The sequence below is a fragment of the Mucilaginibacter sp. SG564 genome (assembly GCF_013149275.1).
Classification (GTDB): domain Bacteria; phylum Bacteroidota; class Bacteroidia; order Sphingobacteriales; family Sphingobacteriaceae; genus Mucilaginibacter.
The window spans coordinates 871813-891036 of record NZ_JABGNA010000001.1 but is presented as its reverse complement, the minus strand read 5'-3'; the positions used below and the strand labels follow the sequence as shown (position 1 = coordinate 891036).

At 39.2% G+C, this 19224-nt stretch carries 9 protein-coding genes; all 9 read left to right on the top strand.

The features are described 5' to 3' along the window. The 9 genes from FHW89_RS03340 to FHW89_RS03300 all read left to right on the top strand — a co-directional run bounded on the left by FHW89_RS03340 (nucleotide 1) and on the right by FHW89_RS03300 (nucleotide 19213). A complete protein-coding gene (locus FHW89_RS03340; protein WP_172333577.1) occupies nucleotides 1-2424 on the top strand; it encodes an ABC transporter permease in 2424 nt (807 codons plus the stop codon). A gap of 91 nt (nucleotides 2425-2515) precedes the next feature. Then, on the top strand, nucleotides 2516-3550 hold the full coding sequence (locus FHW89_RS03335) for a DUF4097 family beta strand repeat-containing protein (protein WP_172333576.1): 1035 nt from the start codon (nucleotides 2516-2518) through the stop codon (nucleotides 3548-3550). A 231-nt stretch (nucleotides 3551-3781) separates the two neighbouring features. Next, complete coding sequence (locus FHW89_RS03330) at nucleotides 3782-6205, top strand: ABC transporter permease (protein WP_172333575.1); 2424 nt, start codon at nucleotides 3782-3784, stop codon at nucleotides 6203-6205. A gap of 59 nt (nucleotides 6206-6264) precedes the next feature. Further along, nucleotides 6265-8742, top strand: a complete 2478-nt coding sequence (locus tag FHW89_RS03325; protein ID WP_172333574.1) for an ABC transporter permease — start codon at nucleotides 6265-6267, stop codon at nucleotides 8740-8742. A gap of 134 nt (nucleotides 8743-8876) precedes the next feature. Further along, nucleotides 8877-9284: a GNAT family N-acetyltransferase gene (locus tag FHW89_RS03320; protein WP_172333573.1), complete on the top strand. Its 408-nt coding sequence runs from the start codon at nucleotides 8877-8879 to the stop codon at nucleotides 9282-9284. Between the two features lie 264 nt (nucleotides 9285-9548). Next, nucleotides 9549-11966: an ABC transporter permease gene (locus FHW89_RS03315; RefSeq protein WP_172333572.1), complete on the top strand. Its 2418-nt coding sequence runs from the start codon at nucleotides 9549-9551 to the stop codon at nucleotides 11964-11966. Nucleotides 11967-11981: 15 nt separating this feature from the next. Next, complete coding sequence (locus FHW89_RS03310) at nucleotides 11982-14336, top strand: ABC transporter permease (protein ID WP_172333571.1); 2355 nt, start codon at nucleotides 11982-11984, stop codon at nucleotides 14334-14336. A 45-nt stretch (nucleotides 14337-14381) separates the two neighbouring features. Further along, on the top strand, nucleotides 14382-16775 hold the full coding sequence (locus tag FHW89_RS03305) for an ABC transporter permease (RefSeq protein ID WP_172333570.1): 2394 nt from the start codon (nucleotides 14382-14384) through the stop codon (nucleotides 16773-16775). A gap of 59 nt (nucleotides 16776-16834) precedes the next feature. Continuing rightward, the gene (locus FHW89_RS03300; protein ID WP_172333569.1) at nucleotides 16835-19213 is read left to right on the top strand and encodes an ABC transporter permease; all 2379 of its coding nucleotides are present in this window, start codon (nucleotides 16835-16837) and stop codon (nucleotides 19211-19213) included. Nucleotides 19214-19224: the final 11 nt, after the last annotated feature.

Below are 19224 nucleotides of genomic sequence, written 5' to 3'. Positions count from 1 at the left end.
ATGCTAAAAAATTATATCAAAACTGCCATTCGCGGTCTGCGAAAAAACATTGGCTTCACCGCTATTAATATTTTAGGCTTGTCTGTTGGTTTAGCCACCTGTTTGCTGATTGTTTTTTATGTGATTGATGAACTGAGCTACGATAAATTCAATAAAAAAGCCGACCGCATAGTACGCGTGAATTTTGAAATAAAATTTGGCGGTAATCATTCCATATATGCCCAAACCATGGCTCCTTTGGCCCAGGTTTTAAAAAGTGAATTTCCTGATGTTGAAAATACGGTGCGATTTCAGGCAAGAGGAGGCGTGCGCGTAAAAAAAGATAATCAGAACATCCAGGAAAACATGATGATCTATAGCGATCCTGGCTTGTTTGATATTTTTACCCTACCCATGATCAATGGAAATCCGACAACTGCATTAGTGGAACCCAATAGTGCCGTAATTACAGAAAGTGTAGCTAAAAAGTATTTTAACAGCACCGATGTAGTTGGTAAAACATTGCTATTTAATGATAAGGATAATTATAAAATTACTGGCGTTATCAAAGACATTCCTAAACAATCACATTTTAATTACGACTTTTTTCTTTCCATGTCATCATTCCCTGAAAGCAGAGAAACAACCTGGTTAAGCAATAACTTTAACACTTATGTTTTACTAAAACCTGGGGCTGATTATAAAAGACTGAATGCTCAACTCCCGGCTTTTTTGCGCAGGCATGTCAATATCGAGTTGCAAAGCATGGTACACTTAACCATCGATGAGTTTGAAAAGGCAGGTAATTATTTTAAAATGAGTTTAATACCTCTTAAAGATATCCACTTGCACTCTAACCGGATAGGCGAGTTGGGGCGCAATGGGAGCATCCAGTATGTATATATACTTTCGGCAATTGCTTTGTTTATTCTGCTCATAGCCTGTGTCAATTTTATGAATCTTTCTACCGCGCGTTCCTCCAACCGGGCACGTGAAGTTGGGGTGCGTAAAGTTTTGGGCTCGGGGCGTGGTTCATTGGTCACTCAATTCTTAACAGAGTCAATTTTAGTAACATTTGTATCTACGCTTATTGCCGTGGCGCTAGCATGGGTTATGCTGCCTTTCTTTAATCAAATGGCTAATAAGGAACTGGCTATAACCTCGCAATCAATGTTTTGGCTACTGCCGGTTATCGTAGCTATATCATTAACTATAGGGGCTTTAGCTGGTTTTTACCCGGCTTTTTTCCTTTCAGCGTTTCAGCCCGTTGATGTGCTTAAAGGTAAATTGTCAGCCGGTTTTAAAGGTGGCAGGCTCCGGAGTTTCCTGGTAGTTTTCCAGTTTTCTATATCCATTATCCTGATCATCGGTACACTGGTTATTTATAATCAGCTTAACTATATACAACATAAAAACCTGGGATATGATCGTAACCAGGTAGTCATTGTAAAAAACATAGGCGCAATGGGTAACCAGGCGAAAATTTTCAAACAGGAGATCAAACAGTTATCGGGTGTAGTTAATGCTACCATGACCGGATATTTACCAACTGCCGATGACAGAAATACCTCGGCCTTGTTCCAGGATCCTACTCTCGACCAAAAGCGGGCCATTTTACCTCAGATATGGTCGGTTGATGAGGATTATATCAATACTCTTGGTATTAAACTGATCAATGGCCGTAACTTTTCTGCAGATATGCTAACCGATTCTTCTTCCATGATCATCAATGAAACAGCCGCACGTTTACTCGGACTTACTTCACCCTTAAACAAGCCAATTTACCGGCCTATGGATAGTTCTGGTAAAAACATCAAAAAACTTAATATCATCGGTGTTATTAAGGATTTCCATTTCAGCTCCTTACGGGATAATATTTCGCCGGTTACTTTGTTTCTGGAAGAAGACCGTGGCGCTTTAAGTATACGGGTACAAACACAAAATCTGCCAACTTTGCTCGCTCAGATAAAAACCAAATGGGAATCATTGGTTCCTAATCAGCATTTTGCTTATTCCTTTATGGATCAGGATTTTGAAGCCACTTATCGGTCAGAAGAACGTGTTGGAAAAATATTTGTGGTTTTTACCTCGCTGGCTATTGCTATTGCTTGCTTAGGCTTATTTGGCTTAGCCGCATATGCCGCAGAACAGCGTACCAAAGAGATTGGCATACGCAAGGTATTAGGAGCTGATGTTACCGTTATAGTAACCATGCTTACTAAAGATTTTATTAAACTGGTATTTATAGCCATACTCATCTCATCGCCATTGGCCTGGTACTTTATGCACAAATGGTTACAAGGTTTTGCCTATCGGGTTAACTTTCAATGGTGGATAGTACTATTAGCCGGCACAGGTGCTATTGTGATTGCCTTCTTAACCATCAGCTTCCAGTCTATTAAATCGGCATTGGCTAACCCTGTAAAAAGCTTAAAAAGCGAATAACCACAGAAGAAAATCATTTATAAGATATATTTTTAACGGGATGCAACCATAATCTTCGGATATTGGTCTTATGTGTACAAACTAAACAATCATGAAAAAATATTTACTGTTATTACTTATCTCCGGCCAAAGTTGGATTGCCTTTGCCCAACGTGATGGACAGGCTCCTTATATGACAAAATTATTAAAAGAATCTGCCATCAGATCCGTTGTCGTGAAAACATCGGGCGGCAGTATTACGGTGAGTGGTGCCGGAAATGGGGATCCGCGGGTTGAAGTATATATCAGCGGTAATAATGGTATCGGCAATATTTCGAATGATGAAATAAAAAAGCGCTTAGAGAATTATGTACTGGATATAACCGTTAACAACGGCGAGGTGCAGGCTATAGCCAAAGGCAAAAGCAAGGGCCTTTTTAACTGGAATAATTCGCTGAACATATCGTTTAAAGTTTTTGTACCAAAGCAAGTAACTACTGATCTGAATACCAGCGGAGGCAGTATCCATCTGGACAATTTAACCGGTAAACAAACTTTTGAAACCAGTGGTGGCAGTTTGCATATGGATAGGCTAACGGGCGCTATTCGAGGCAGAACATCAGGCGGCAGTATTCATGTAAGTAATTCAGGTCAGGATATTGATCTGTCAACCAGCGGAGGGAGCATCACTGCTGCTAATTGCATTGGGCATATCAGGTTGGAAACTTCCGGAGGGTCATTACAACTGGAAGGACTTCAGGGTAATATAGATGCAACCACAAGCGGTGGCAGTATTCGTGGTAACAGCATTAACGGCGAGCTGATAACAGGTACAAGCGGCGGCAGTATTAATCTTACCCAATTATCATGTGCACTGGAAGCTTCAACCAGTTCGGGTAGTTTTCATGCGCAATTTAACAGCGTAGGTAAATATGTTAAAATAGATGTAAGCTCAGGGCATATTGACCTGGATCTGCCGTCAAAACAAGGTGTAGATCTGGATCTGCGTGGCGACAAGGTGGAAACTAATTTTACAGGAAATTTTGAGGGTACCAAAGAAAAGGAAAAGGTTCAGGGTAAACTCAATGGGGGAGGCGCACTGGTGCAGGTAAGAGGGAACGGTCGTGTTAATTTGAATGTGAACTAGTTAGCTATTAATCATATATAAAAGCCTGTTGGGGAATTAGCCCGATGGGCTTTTTGCTTTTTACTGTATCATAACCGGACACCAACTGTTACGCCTGCGAACAGTTAGGATATCAATTTAAATGTAATTTGCTGTTTATTAATATTTTACATAATTGGTACATATTTTAACCTTCCTTTTATAAGAATAGTTGGGGAGGATGTCTGGTTTTAAAATTTAATAATTACAAGCATGTTAAAGAATTATTTACGCAGTGCCATACGCAATGTAACACGACATAAATTTATTTCGTTCATCAATATTTTTGGATTAACTATCGGTTTAACCTGCTGTATGCTTATCCTGATTTATATCGTAAATGAACTGAGTTATGATAAGTATAACACCAACGCCAAAGATGTTTATAGGGTAACCCGAAGTTTCAACACCGCAGACGGGGTTCAAACCCTTTTCTTGGGATCGATAGCTCCGCCATTTGCTCCCTTATTAAAGAATGAATTTCCTGACATTAAGAAAATAACCCGGCTGCGTGGAAATGGTGTCGTTTCCATGCGTTATAAGGATAAATTACTTAATGAAAACGGGTCATATTTTGCCGATGAAAATTTTGTAGACGTTTTTACTGTAAAAACTATCCAGGGTGATCCAAAAACCGCTCTTTCTGATCCGTTTACGGTAATGATGACCGAAGACATGGCCCGTAAATATTTTGGTAACGAGGATCCGATGAATAAGGAGATCAGGCTGGCTAATCAATTCAATTTTAAGGTTACCGGTATTTATAAACCATTTCCGGCTAATGCGCACCTGCATCCCGAAATGCTTTTATCATTTATTACTTTAAAAGATAGTACGCTGTATGGTGATAAACAGCTACATACCAATTGGGGCAATAATGATTTTTATACTTATATGCTTTTACCGCCTAATTATAATGTGGAGCATATGGAATCATTATTCCCTGGCTTTTTAGATAAATATGTTCATTTCCCAGGTCAGCCAGGCAACTACCAGGAATCAAAAAACAGCAAACTGCATATTCAAAAGTTACTGGATATACACCTGCATTCGCACCTGGATTCTGAAATAGAAAGCAATGGCGATATTAAACGGGTGTATATATTTTCGGCAATTGCTTTGTTTATCTTACTGATAGCCTGTATTAATTATATGAACCTTTCAACCGCGCGTTCGGCATTAAGAGCTCGTGAAATTGGTATCAGAAAAGTGATTGGTGCACAACGGAAAGAAATAATTACCCAGTTTTTAAGCGAATCGGTATTGATCACTTTCTTTTCGCTGGTACTGGCATTAGTACTTACCTGGTTATTGATACCGTTTATCAATAGTTTATCAAAGCTTGGCTTAAGTTTCAGCAGTTTGTATCAGCCCGGATTACTACTGGTCATATTGATATTGCCATTTTTTATAGGCATCCTCAGCGGAATTTACCCAGCCTTGTTTATGTCATCATTTAAACCTGTAAAGGTGCTGAAGGGAATATTAAAAATAGGGTCAGGGGGAGTATCATTTCGTAAAGTGCTGGTAGTTGTGCAATTTTCTGTTTCTATTGTACTTATAGTCGCTACAACCATCGTATTTCAGCAGTTGAGGTATATTCAGCAAAAATCATTGGGGTTTGATAAGGATCATGTGCTCACCATGAGCAACCCATTCAGTAATAGCGAGTTCGAAACGTTTAAAAATGAGGTAACTAAAAATGCCGGGATTAAAGAGCTGGCACGCTCATCACGCATTCCATCTGGCAGGTTATTGGATGATCAGGGAATATCTGTTTTTGAAGGAAGTAAATCTCAGCCTGTTAAAGCAGACGTTAAATATGTAAATACAGATTACGGCTTTATACCTACTTTTGGTATGAAGATGGCTGCCGGGCGCAATTTTTCGCGTGATTTTGGTACTGATAGCAATAATTACGTTATCAACGCTGCTGCTGCAAAAGTGCTCGGCTGGAAAACCTCAGAAAATGCTATAGGAAAAGATCTCACCTATGGCGGAGTAAGGGGCAAAGTGATTGGTGTGGTAAACGATTTTCATTTTGAGTCGCTGCACCAAAGCATTATCCCATTGTTATTCAGGATGCCAGGCAGGGATAATTATGGCAGATTATCTATAAAAATCGAGGGTAATAATATAAATTCATCCATTAACGCTATTCAGCAAGCCTGGCAAAAGTTACAACCCGAAACCCCGTTTGAGTATACCTTTCTGGATGAACGGTTTCAAAAGCTATATGACAGCGAAAAACAGCAAGGCAACTTGTTCACCATATTTTCTTTTATAGCCATATTTATAGCCTGCCTTGGTCTGTTTGGTTTGTCGGCATTTACTATTAGCCAACGTGTTAAAGAGATAGGCGTACGTAAGGTGCTTGGAGCGAGCATCCCACAGATTGTAACCGAATTATCTAAGGATTTTTTAAAGTTGGTACTTATCGCTTCTATTATTGCTTTGCCAATGGCCTGGTATGCCATGAGTAAATGGCTGCTTGATTTTGCTTTCCGTATCAGTATACAGTGGTGGGTGTTTGTGATGGCGGGTGTTATTGCCCTTGTGATCGCTTTTGTAACTATCAGTTTTCAATCTATCAAAGCAGCTATGGCCAACCCGGTAAAAAGTTTACGTAGCGAATAAAAGCCAAAACCCAAGGTTGTTTAGTGTTTAGATATTAGTTTCTTAGAATTTATACCATTATGATCAAAAATTATTTCAAGATCGCTTTACGTAATTTTAGTAAGCATAAGCTTTTTACCCTGATCAATATCATCGGGTTATCCATTGGTATAAGCGCCGCGTTGGTAATCTATTTGATCGTACATTTTGATTTTACCTTCAATCAATCCTTCACAGAGGGCGACCGCATATACCGTATAGTTTCTAATTACACATTCTCTGGTGAGGCGACTAGCAACAGGGGAGTTACCGGCGCGTTGCCCGGAGCAATGAAATCTGTGAGCGGGGTGGCTATCTCGGCTCCATTCTTCACGCTTAATCAACCTAATGTGTTGATTCCTGCAAAATCAGGCGTTCCTGTTAAATTTAAGTTACAAGACAATATTGTGCTGGCTGACGGTCATTACTTTGAGCTGTTTAATTATACCTGGAAGGCCGGTTCGGCCAAGACCGCGTTAAATGCGCCTAATCAGGTTGTATTGACCACCGATCAGGCTAAAAAATATTTTCCATCCTTGTCTTATAACCAGATGTTGGGGCGTACAGTTACTTACGATACGCTAATCACATCTGTTAGCGGTATTGTTGAAACATTAAAAGATAATAATGATTTTACTTTTCATGATTTTATATCTGCTGCTTCAGCAAATTCAAATTTAGCTCTTCAAAATGAATTAAGACCAACAAACTGGGGCGGTACAACATCTGCTTCCCAGCTTTTCATCAGGTTATCACCCCACACTACTGTTGCTAATATCGAGAAACAGTTAAATGAAATATTAAAGAAAAATAATCCGCCAAAGCCTCAGGATAAAGGCAACACCAGGAACTTCTCCCTGCAACCCTTAAGTGATCTGCATTTTAATGGCACATATGGAATTTTTGATACAGGGGGCGATCGCACCGCCAATAAAACAACTTTGTATGGTTTGTTGATGATCGCTTTGTTCCTGTTATTATTAGGTTGCATCAACTTTGTGAATTTAACTACCGCACAGGCTACACAGAGGGCTAAAGAAATAGGTATACGCAAAACCATGGGCAGCAGCCGGGTGCAACTTATTATCCAGTTTTTAAGCGAGACATTTTTAATCACCTTAATTGCTGTAATTGCTTCCGTAGCCATAGCCCCGGTGATCCTAAAGCTTTTTGCCGATTTTATTCCGCAGGGTGTTAAAGTGGATATTTTGGGACATCCGGATCTGATCCTTTTTTTGTTCATATTAACAATCGTGGTCAGTATTTTATCCGGATTTTATCCTGCCGTTTTGTTATCAGGGTATAAACCTGCCTTAGTACTTAAAAACCAGACCGCTTCAAATAGTCATAAAACACGTAACGCTACGCTGCGTAAATCGTTAACAGTTTTACAGTTTGTAATTGCCCAGTTTTTTATCATGGCAACAGTGTTGGTGGGCAAACAAATATATTACGCACTGCATAAGGACCTTGGTTTTAAAAAGGATGCTATTATAATTATCAACTCTCCCTGGAAAAATCGTACGGTTAGCCGTAATCAGGTATTTATGAACAAACTAAAAGCTATACCTCAAATAGAGATGATAGCTATGGGTAAGGATGCGCCTTCTTCCAGCTCGAGCAACTCCACAGAAGCAACCTATAAAGACGGGAAAAAGGAGATCAAAATAAATCTGGAAGAAAAATATGGCGATGAAAATTATATTAATGTATATAAAATCAAACTACTTGCCGGGCGCAACCTGCAAGCCGCAGACACAACCAAAGGTTTTTTAATTAATACTACCTGCGCAAAAGTATTTGGATTTAAAAATCCTAAAGATGCAGTAGGTAAGCTGATAAATAATTTCAACGGCGATACCCGGATGGAGATCATTGGCGTAGTTGCCGATTTTTATCATGAATCCCTGCATTCGCCAATCAGACCTTTGGCTATTTTAACCAGTAAAGGTAATGAACACTATAATAACGGCACATTCCATATCGCGTTAAAATCACAATCAGCCGGCGGAAATGAATGGAAAAAGGCCATTTCGGCTATGGAATCGGCTTGGAAAGAGATCTATCCGGAAGACGATTTTGAATATCATTTCTTTGATGAGAATATTGCCAAATTTTATGATGCGGAGCAACATACATCAACGTTATTAACCTGGGCTACTGGCTTGTCTGTATTTATCAGTTGCCTTGGTTTGCTTGGTTTAGCCATGTACACAACTAATTTACGAACCAAAGAGATAGGAGTAAGGAAAGTATTAGGTGCCTCTGTTACCCAAATAGTCGCTTTATTATCAACTGAATTGGTGCTGCTTATTGTGCTGGCTTTTGTTTTGGTTACGCCTCTGGCCTGGTATGCCATGCATAAATGGATGGAAAGCTTTGCCGATCGTACCTCCATCAGCTGGTGGATATTTGTTTTGAGTGGTGCCGGCATGTTGCTGGCTGCTTTGTGTACCCTAAGCTTTCAAACAATTAAGGCAGCTATTGCTAACCCGATTAAAAGTTTACGCAATGAGTGACATGTGAAAATTATGTAAAATTAAAACAACAACTGTAAACTAAGTTTACATAGTTTACTGTCTTTTCGTTTATCAAGAAATATTCATATAGATTGTGCTATTGTACCGAATTTCATCGTATAAATTACATCCTTATGAAACAAAAAATTCTTGATTTAGTGAGTCAATTAATCAATGATGGCAGCGGCATATTTGAACTTGATGACTTAAATACTTACGTTAATAAACTTATTGAAAAGGCCTGCATTATTATTGTGGTTGAGCAAGATGTTTTACAAGGTTTTTTAGCGTATTATGCTAATGATCATGTAAACAAAATTGGGTTTATATCTATGCTCATAGTTTCTCCCTCGGTGTGGAGAATGGGATATGGCAGAAGATTAGTTGAGTTTTCTTTGAAAGACCTGGTCCTTAAAGGATTTAGGAAATGTTGCACAGAGGTAAAAGAAGATAATATAAAAGCACTAAACATGTGTAAAAGATTAGGTTTTTTTTCTGTCGGCACAAAGGGTAAATATTTAGTCTTGGAGAAAGTGCTTTAATGGTTGATTAACCTCTTTGAATTTGTAACATTAATTTAACAGGTATTATCTTAATGCTTGACCGGTTATCCTAAAAAAGTAAAACACCTACTTAAGTAATCCCTCCAGCCAAGTAATTAGCTCCTACTCACTGTATCATAATCGTACAGGTGTTGTTACACTTACGAACACTTTATTCTTAAATAATTGTATAATTTATTGATATACAGCTATTTTGTGTTTTGGTATGTGTTTTAATCTCTAATGCTGATTAAATTACAGAAAATGCTAAAAAACTATTTTAAGATAGCCTGGAGAAACATCATTCGTCATAAAGGGTATTCTGCCATAAATATAGCCGGGTTAACATTGGGTATTTCTGCCTGTTTGCTGATCTTCATTATCATTCGTTACGAGATGAGTTTTGACGCAAGCCAACCCAATTTTAAAAATATTTACCACATTGTGCTTAAGCAAATCCATGAAGATGGGTTTAGTTACACTCCAGGTTTGCCAGCTCCAGCCACGGATGCTTTACGGGTTGACTTTCCGCAAGCCAAAATAGCCGCTTTGAATTCCAGCTATGGCAGTCAGTTCACGGTTCGGGATCTGAGTGCAGGGAAAAACACAGGTGATAAAAAGTTCACGGAAAGCGTAGGGGTTGTATTTATCGAGCCTCAATTTTTTGATATTTTCAGTTTTAAATGGATTGCAGGATCGCCCTCTGTTTTAACAGAACCTAATACCGTAGTAATCAGCAAGAGTACTGCTGTGAAATATTTTGGTGACTGGACTAACATCATCGGTAAAACCCTGAAAATGGACAACCTGATTGATCTTAAAGTAGCGGGTGTTACTGAAGACCAATCAGCGAATACGGATTTCCCATTTAAAATAATGGTATCGTATATTACCTGGAAACAGCATCCCAAAGAGTATTATTATGAAAATGAATGGGGCGCCATAAGCAGCAACCATCAGGTATTCATGTTATTTCCTAATACCTCTATTAATAATATAGATAACCAGCTTATATCTTTTACGAAAAAGCATTATGAAAGCGGCACCAAGAAGAAGCTTATTTTTGCTCAGCCATTGTCGCTATTACATTTTGATACGCGTTTTGGTAATACGCTTGGTGATCATATCATGAGCAAAGCCACACTGCGTACATTATCATTTATTGCCATACTCATCATCGTTATGGCTTCTATTAACTTTATAAACCTATCTACTGCACAATCAGTTGGGCGGTCAAAAGAGGTAGGTATACGTAAAGTATTAGGAAGTACCCGGAAACAACTGATCATGCAGATTATAGGTGAAACAACCTTAATTGTTATCGGATCAGTTTTACTGGCGCTTGTTGTGGCTAAATTGGCTATTCCTTACTTAAAACACATTGCCAGTGTACCAGAAAGCATCGGACTTTTCACTCCGGATAATATCTTATTTGCGGCAATTGTAATGATCGGTGTTATCCTGCTATCGGGTATATATCCCGCTTTGGTAGTTTCCGGCTTTAAGCCCGTTTTGGCTTTAAAAAATAAGATCACTGCCGCTTCTATAGGAGGCATACCTTTGCGCAGGGCCCTGGTAGTTGCTCAATTCGCCATATCGCAATTGCTCATTATTGGCACCATTGTGGCAGTAAGTCAAATGGATTTTGTTAACAGAGCCGATCTGGGTTTTAATAAAAATGCAGTATTGATCATACCGGGATACACTGACAGCTTGAGTCTGCGTAAAATGGATTCGTTTAAACAGCGGTTATTGCAAAATGCACAAGTAGAATCGGTAAGCTTTTCTTCAGATGCGCCATCGTCTGAAAACAACGCAGCAACTAATTTTTATTTTAATCACTCCGTTAAAGATCCGGGCTTTAGCACTTTCTTAAAGTATGGCGATGCCGATTATTTCAAAACTTTTGAATTGCATTTTGCTGCTGGCAGAGGTTTTGATGTAAGTGATACCGCAAGGCAGGTTGTTGTTAATGAAACCTTTATTCATAAACTGGGTGTTCAAAATGCCGAAGATGCATTGGGTAAAACAGTGCGCTTGGGTACAGGCGCAACTCTCCCCATTATTGGAGTGGTTAAGGATTTTAAGACCAACTCATTACGCGAAACAGTAAAACCTATAGTTATATCGGCCCATAAAGAATATGAATCACAGGTGGCTATAAAGATTAAGACTTCAAATCTGAGCCAAACAATCGCACAGCTGCAAAAAATGTGGGAAGCCACCTATCCCGAATATGCTTATAATGGATATTTCCTTGATCAAAATATAGCGGAGTTCTATCAGCAAGAAAACCAAATGGCCCTGGTGTATAAAATATTCGCCGGTATAGCCATTTTTATTTCGTGCCTTGGTTTGTATGGCTTGGTGTCATTTATGGCGGTGCAACGTACCAAAGAGGTTGGTATACGCAAGGTATTGGGGGCGTCGGTAAGCAGTATCATTTACCTGTTCTCTAAAGAATTTATGGTACTAATAGCCATTTCATTTGTTATCGCTATGCCAACGGCCTGGTACCTGATGAGTGGTTGGCTGCAAAACTTTGCTTACAGGATATCTTTAAGTATTTGGGTATTTATACTGGCTATTGTATCTTCTGTTCTGATAGCCTGGCTTACTGTGGGTTATAAGGCCATGAAGGCCGCGTTGGTAAACCCGGTTAAGAGTTTAAGAAACGAGTAACATAAAACTATTGCCATGATAGGAAACTATTTTAAAACCACGCTTCGCAGCCTGCTTAAAAACCGGGCTTATAGTTTTTTAAATATCGCGGGTTTAGCTACAGGTATAGCCTGCGCTTCGCTTATATTTTTGTGGGTTCAGGATGAGCTGACGTTTAATCACAATTTCGAAAAGCGAAACAATCTGTATACCATTTATGAAAATCAGACCTATGATGGTAAGATGTCTACTTTTATTGCCACCCCCGGCCCAATGGCCAAGGCTTTGAAAATGGAAATCCCTGAAATAAAAGCTATTGCGCGAACAGCCGGATCGGATCAGCTTTTATTTTCGCTGGGCGAAAAGGCTATTACCGAAGATGGTAGCTATGCCGATCCCGAAATATTCTCCATGTTAAAACTATCATTTGTAAAAGGAGATATTTCAAACGTGTTTAAGGAATTGCATTCTGTTGTTATTAATGCTACAATGGCTAAAAAGTTTTTCGGAACGGCAGATGCTGTAGGTAAAACATTGAAGATAAATAATGAACAGGAATATACCGTCACCGGTGTTTTTAATGATCTGCCTAAAAATTCAACATTCCAATTTCATTGGCTGGCCCCAATAGCCAATATTGATCATAAATTTCCATGGATGCAAAGTTGGGGCGCTAATTGGGCGATTACCTATGTTGAATTGATACCATCCGCAAACCTTGCGGGAGTTAATAAAAAGCTACAACATTACCTAACCAGCAAAAATAGCGGTACCAAAACAGAATGCTTTCTCTTTGGTATGAATGACTGGAACCTGCACAATAATTTCACAAACGGCAAAATGGATGGCGGACGTATTGAGTATGTCCGTTTATTCTCCATCATCGGTTTTATTATTTTAATTATTGCCTGCATAAACTTTATGAACCTTTCAACAGCGCGGTCAGAGAAACGGGCAAAAGAGGTAGGTGTACGTAAAGTAATGGGGGCGGGAAAAGGAAAGTTGATAGCCCAATTTATTGGTGAAGCTATTGTAATGGCATTTATTTCGGTATTTATAGCCGTTGGACTTATATATATAGCCCTTCCCTCATTTAATAACCTGGTTCAAAAAGAGCTGTTTATTAATATTTTTGAACCAATTCATCTTATTTATCTGTTGCTGATCGGCACTGTTACTGGTTTATTGGCTGGTAGCTATCCGGCATTTTATCTTTCCTCGTTCAATCCGGTTGCTGTACTCAAAAATATAAAACTACCGTCCGGCGCTGGTTTCATCAGGCAAAGTTTGGTGATCATTCAGTTTTCTATCTCTATAGTACTCATTATTGGTACTATCATTATTTACCAGCAAATACAGCACGTAAAAAACAGAGACTTGGGCTATAACAAAAGTAATTTGATCTATGTAACTACCCAGGGCAAACTAACTGATCATTTTGCGAGTGTTTACCAGCAACTAAAACAAAGTGGTGTAGTTGAGAATGCATCGTTAAGCGATTTTCCTGTAATACAGGTATGGAAGAACACCGATAATTATTCGTGGACGGGGAAAGCGCCGTCACAAAACCCGTTGATATCATTTGAGGATGTAAGTCCGCAATTTGTTCAGACTATGGGTATGAAACTGCTATCGGGCAGAGATTTTTACACCAATTCGTCTTTGGATAGCAATAGCGTAATTATTAATGAGGCCATGGCGAAGCAAATGGGCAAAGAGGGTCGTGTAGGCGGGATTCTGAGAGATGTAGGCAAAAAAGAGTTTGAAATAGCGGGTATAGTAAAAGACTTTCTCTATAATGACATGTACGCTGTGAGCACACCACTTGTATTATATAATAAGATAACCGGAACTAATGTATTAAGCATACGCATTAAAAGCAATGTAAATTTATCAGAAGCGCTGGCGAAAGTAGGAGCGGTCATGAAGATTAATAACCCGGCTTATCCTTTTGAGTACAAATTTATGGATGACGATTTTGACCAGCTGTTTAAAACAGAGACATTAACCGGAAAGCTTGCAGGCGTATTTGCATCGCTTGCTATTTTCATATCGTGCTTAGGATTATTTGGTTTAGCAGCATATACAGCAGAGCGGAGGATCAAAGAAATTGGGATCAGAAAGGTGTTGGGCGCTTCCGTTGCCGGATTAACAGGTTTGTTGTCAAAAGATTTTTTAAAACTGGTGGGTATTTCCTGCCTGATCGCTTTCCCGGTAGCCTGGTGGGCATTGACCAATTGGCTGCAAGGTTATCAGTACAGGATAACTATAAACTGGATGGTTTTTGCGATAGCCGGGGTAGTGGCCATGTTAATAGCGTTGGCAACCGTTAGTTTTCAGGCTATTAAAGCAGCATTATCCAATCCGGTGGATAGTTTGAGAAATGAATAAGCTGATTTCGTATTTAAGGTTTAAAACTTAGAGATTTTAAAAATTATGATCAAGAACTATCTGAAAATTGCCTGGCGAAATATCGTCAACAATAAAATTTACAGCGCCATTAACATATTAGGATTGGCAGCCGGTATGGCGGTTGCGCTGATTATTGGATTATGGGTAGTGAATGAATACTCCTATGATAAATTCTTGCCCAATTATAAGCAATTATACCAGGTTCAGTTAAATTTCACCACCCAACACGATGGGGAGCATACACAAACAGCATTGGCTATACCTTTGGCCGATGTGTTACGAAAAGACATACCTGGTATAAAGTATGTTGCCGAAACAGATTGGGTGGGCTGGCAATGGCATTCCTTATTGGTTGGCGATAAAAAACTATATCTGAATGGTGGCGCCGCGGCTCCGGACTTTTTAAAGATATTTCAATATCCCTTTGTAAAAGGTAATGCGAATAATGCTTTGACTGACCCTTACTCCATTATTTTAAATGAATCGACAGCTAAGGCCTTATTTGGTGATACCGATCCTATCAATAAATTTATTCGTATTGATAATCAACAAAATTTAAAAGTAACTGGTGTAATAAAAGATATCCCTAAAAACGCTACCAAACAGTTCACTTTTTTAACTCCGTTTAGTTTTAAGGAGCAAACAGAAGGTTGGATGAAAACGGCCCGCACTACCTGGACAAACAACTCATTCAATGCTTTTGTAGAGTTACAGACAGGGGTAACCCTTGAACAAATTGCACCTAAGATCAAGAACCTGGTGTATGAGCATAGTCCTCAAATGCGACCAGGAAAACCTGAGGTGATCCTGCATCCTTTAAAAGATTGGCACCTGTACTCTGATTTTAAAAACGGTAAAGCTGTTGGTGGTTTTATTGATTATGTTAGGATGTTTAGCATTATTGGGATCCTCGTTTTACTTATTGCTTGTATCAATTTCATGAATCTTTCAACCGCCCGTTCCGAGCGAAGGGCAAGAGAAGTTGGTGTACGTAAAGCAATAGGCTCGCAACGCAAAGACCTGATCATACAGTTTTTAGCCGAATCTATCCTCATTACTTTTATTGCCTTTTTATTTTCAATACTGTTTGTACAATTGGCTTTGCCATATTTTAATTCCTTAGTTAATAGTGCTATTAGTATACCATATGCAAATCCAATATTTTGGATTGCTATGTTGATGTATGTGCTGTTGACCGGTTTATTAGCTGGCAGCAGACCAGCATTTTATCTGTCGTCATTTAACCCTGTGAAGGTTTTAAAAGGTTCGATCAAGGAAGGCAAGTCGGCATCCCTGCCTCGTAAAATATTAGTGGTAACCCAGTTTAGTTGTTCTATCGCATTAATCATCAGTACGATTATCGTATACCAGCAGATACAACACGCTAAGGACAGGCCAACCGGTTATAATTCGGCCAGATTAATGATGACCGACATGAGCGGAGATCTGAATACAAAATATGATGCTTTAAAAAATGATCTGCTGGCTAGTGGATATGTAGAAAGCGTGGCAGCAGCTTCAAGCCCGGTTACCAGTATATACAGTCATATGTCACTTGATAAATGGCCCGGCAAAAGCGCCAATGAAGAGTCCGTGAACATCGCAGCTATTTTTGTATCAAATGATTATTTTAAAACCCTGGGGATGACTCTGAAAGAAGGAAGGGATTTTACCCATAGCTGGACGGCAGACTCAACCAGTGTTATACTTAATGAAGCCGCAGTAAAAAGAATAGGTTTAAAAAATCCAATAAACCAATTAATCACCTGGAATGGGAACTCTTCTGTTCCGGTACGTGTAATTGGAGTAGTAAAAGATGCCTTAATGGAATCGCCTTTTACACCGGTTCAACCAGCTATTTTCAGCCATGGGCATGTAGCCAATAATGTCATGTATCGCTTGTCGCCTAACGCCAATACACAGGATGCTATCAAAAAACTTACAAAAATATTTGATTCCTATAATCCCGCTTATCCGTATATATACCAGTTTGTTGACGAGGAATACAACCATAAATTTAATCTGGAAGTACTGGTTGGGAAATTAGCTGGAATATTTGCCGGTCTGGCTATTTTGATTTCCTGCCTGGGACTCTTTGGCCTGGCCGCGTACGTTGCAGAACAACGGACAAAGGAAATAGGTATCCGTAAAGTATTAGGCGCGTCGGTAAGCCAGGTATGGCTGTTGTTATCAAAGGATTTTATCTTACTGGTAGGTATAAGCTGTGTTATCGCATCGCCTGTGGCCTTCTACTTTTTACAAAACTGGCTACAAAAGTATGATTATCGTATAACTATAGGCCCCGGTGTATTCTTGTTATCGGCATCAGCTGCCATAATTATCACCTTAGTAACTATTAGTTTTCAAGCGGTAAAAGCGGCACTAACAAACCCGGTGAAAAGCTTACGAAGCGAGTAACCGGGAGTAATAATTTATTGAAGTAAGATTTAAAAATCAGCATATAGAATTTAACCTTTATGATCAAAAATTATATTAAAATTGCCTGGCGTAATTTAAAACGTAACAAGGCATACGCGTTTATCAGTGTAATAGGCCTGGCTTTAGGTATCACCTGCGGTATTTTAATTTTTACACTGATTAGTTATCATCTCAGCTTTGATAATTTCCACAAAAATCCAGACAGGATTTATCGATTGTATACAGAATGGCATGATGATGGTATTGGTCGGTCGCAGGGAGTGCCTCAGCCCTTAGGGAAAACGTTTCGTAACGATTTTGCGTTGGCCGAGCAAACAGCTCGTGTGATCAGCTTTCATGATAATCTGATCAGTTTTACCGAAGGCAACCAGGTTAAAAAATTTAATGAGGAAGATGGGGTTGCATTTACTGAGCCCGGATTTTTTAATATCTTAAATTTCCCCCTTTTAAAAGGTGATAAAAAAACAATCCTGGTAAAACCCGGCGAAGCGATATTGACCGAAAAAACAGCACGTAAGTATTTTGGCGATACTGATCCTATTGGAAAAGTTTTCCGCCTGGATAATAAGGTTAACTTTACCATTACTGGTGTACTAAAAGATCTGCCAGCCAATACCGACCGTAAACAACAAGTATATGTTTCGTACGGCAACATGGATGAATATACCGATAAACGGCGAGAAGAAAATTGGGGAGGTGTTTTTAGCGGAAGCGAAGTATTTACCTTATTAAAACCATCTACCACTATGGCAAGTGCCAATAATGCGATGGCCGATATTGTAAGCAAGCATTATAAAGGGCGCGATTTAAAGGTATGGAAGTTTAAACTGCAACCTCTTTCGGACATTCACTTCAATGCCGATCTGGACGGTTATGCCGACAAGAAGTATCTGTGGGCCTTATTTTTTATAGGCTTATTTCTGATCATTACTGCATGTGTAAACTTTGTTAACCTGGCCACAGCGCAGGCATTGAACCGAGCCAAAGAAATAGGCGTGCGGAAAGTATTGGGCAGTCTTCCACGTCAATTATTTTGGCAATTTATTGCCGAAACTGCTCTGATCACTTTTGTAGCTGTTATAGTAGCCATAGGTTTATCATTCCTTGCCTTACCGGTAATAAATAATTTGTTTCACTCACAGATGGCCTTTAAACTTTCGCAGTATACGACTTTTGTTGTTCTGATAAGCGTACTGGTTGTGTTTTTATCCGGATCATACCCAGGTTTGGTATTAGCACGTTTTCAGCCTATACTGGCGCTTAAAAGCAAACTTTCACAAAAACATGTGGGTGGATTTTCATTACGCCGCATATTGGTGGTTACTCAGTTTTCTATTTCTCAGATATTGATCATAGGCGCAATAATTATTGTTTCGCAATTGCATTATTCTCAAAACACTGATCTGGGTTTTAATAAAGATGCTGTTGTATTGTTGCCTGTACCAAAAAATGATAAGGTTAAATTGAGCACCATGCGCAATCGTATTAATGAAGTGCAAGGTGTCGAAAAAACATCCTATTGCTATAAGGCTCCTGCGGCGCAATCCAATAACAGTACCGATGTTCGTTTTAATCAAAGGGCCGAAGATGAGCATTGGGGCATCAATACAAAACCGGGCGATGAAAATTTCCTTGCTACCTTTGGGGTAAAGTTAGTTGCCGGGCGTAACTTTTTCCCTTCCGATACTACGCGCGAGTTTTTAGTCAATGAAACCTTTGTAAAAAAGCTCAATCTTAAACCACAGGATGTAATAGGTAAAACACTTTCTGTAGATGGAAGATCAGTTACTGCACCTATAGTCGGGGTTGTAAAAGATTTTTACAATTATTCATTCCATACTGAAATATCACCCATTTGTATCATGCCCGACTATCGGTCATACTCTACATTGGCCGTTAAAATTAATATGCGTAATGCTAAAACAACATTACCCGCTCTTGAAAAAATATGGAACGACACTTTTCCTGAGGAGCTCTATTCATATCAATTTCTTGATGACAGCGTTGGGAAATTTTATGAAATGGATAATATACAGTTAAAGTTAGTAGAGGCATTTGCTGGTATAGCTATCCTAATTGGCTGCCTGGGATTATATGGCCTGGTATCCTTTATGGCTGTTCGAAAAACCAAAGAAATAGGGGTGCGTAAGGTATTGGGGGCAGATACCCAGCACATTTTATGGTTGTTTGGCAAAGAATTTACTTATTTGTTACTTATAGCTTTTGTAATTGCCGCACCTCTTGCCTGGTGGGTTATGCACAATTACCTGCAGGACTTTAAATACCGCATAACTATTGGTCCTGGTATTTTTCTGGCATCAATACTATCAACATTTATCATTGCTGCTATAACTGTAGGGTACCGATCGGTTATTGCCGCGACCGCTAACCCTGTTAAGAGTTTACGGAGTGAGTAAGGCGCAATTTG

Excerpts from the sequence above, each read along its gene's own strand:
- FHW89_RS03330 (WP_172333575.1), top strand. The coding sequence starts at position 3,782 with ATGTTAAAGAATTATTTACGCAGTGCCATACGCAATGTAACACGACAT.
- FHW89_RS03315 (WP_172333572.1), top strand. The coding sequence starts at position 9,549 with ATGCTAAAAAACTATTTTAAGATAGCCTGGAGAAACATCATTCGTCAT.
- FHW89_RS03310 (WP_172333571.1), top strand. The coding sequence starts at position 11,982 with ATGATAGGAAACTATTTTAAAACCACGCTTCGCAGCCTGCTTAAAAAC.
- FHW89_RS03305 (WP_172333570.1), top strand. The coding sequence starts at position 14,382 with ATGATCAAGAACTATCTGAAAATTGCCTGGCGAAATATCGTCAACAAT.
- FHW89_RS03335 (WP_172333576.1), top strand. The coding sequence starts at position 2,516 with ATGAAAAAATATTTACTGTTATTACTTATCTCCGGCCAAAGTTGGATT.
- FHW89_RS03320 (WP_172333573.1), top strand. The coding sequence starts at position 8,877 with ATGAAACAAAAAATTCTTGATTTAGTGAGTCAATTAATCAATGATGGC.
- FHW89_RS03325 (WP_172333574.1), top strand. The coding sequence starts at position 6,265 with ATGATCAAAAATTATTTCAAGATCGCTTTACGTAATTTTAGTAAGCAT.
- FHW89_RS03340 (WP_172333577.1), top strand. The coding sequence starts at position 1 with ATGCTAAAAAATTATATCAAAACTGCCATTCGCGGTCTGCGAAAAAAC.
- FHW89_RS03300 (WP_172333569.1), top strand. The coding sequence starts at position 16,835 with ATGATCAAAAATTATATTAAAATTGCCTGGCGTAATTTAAAACGTAAC.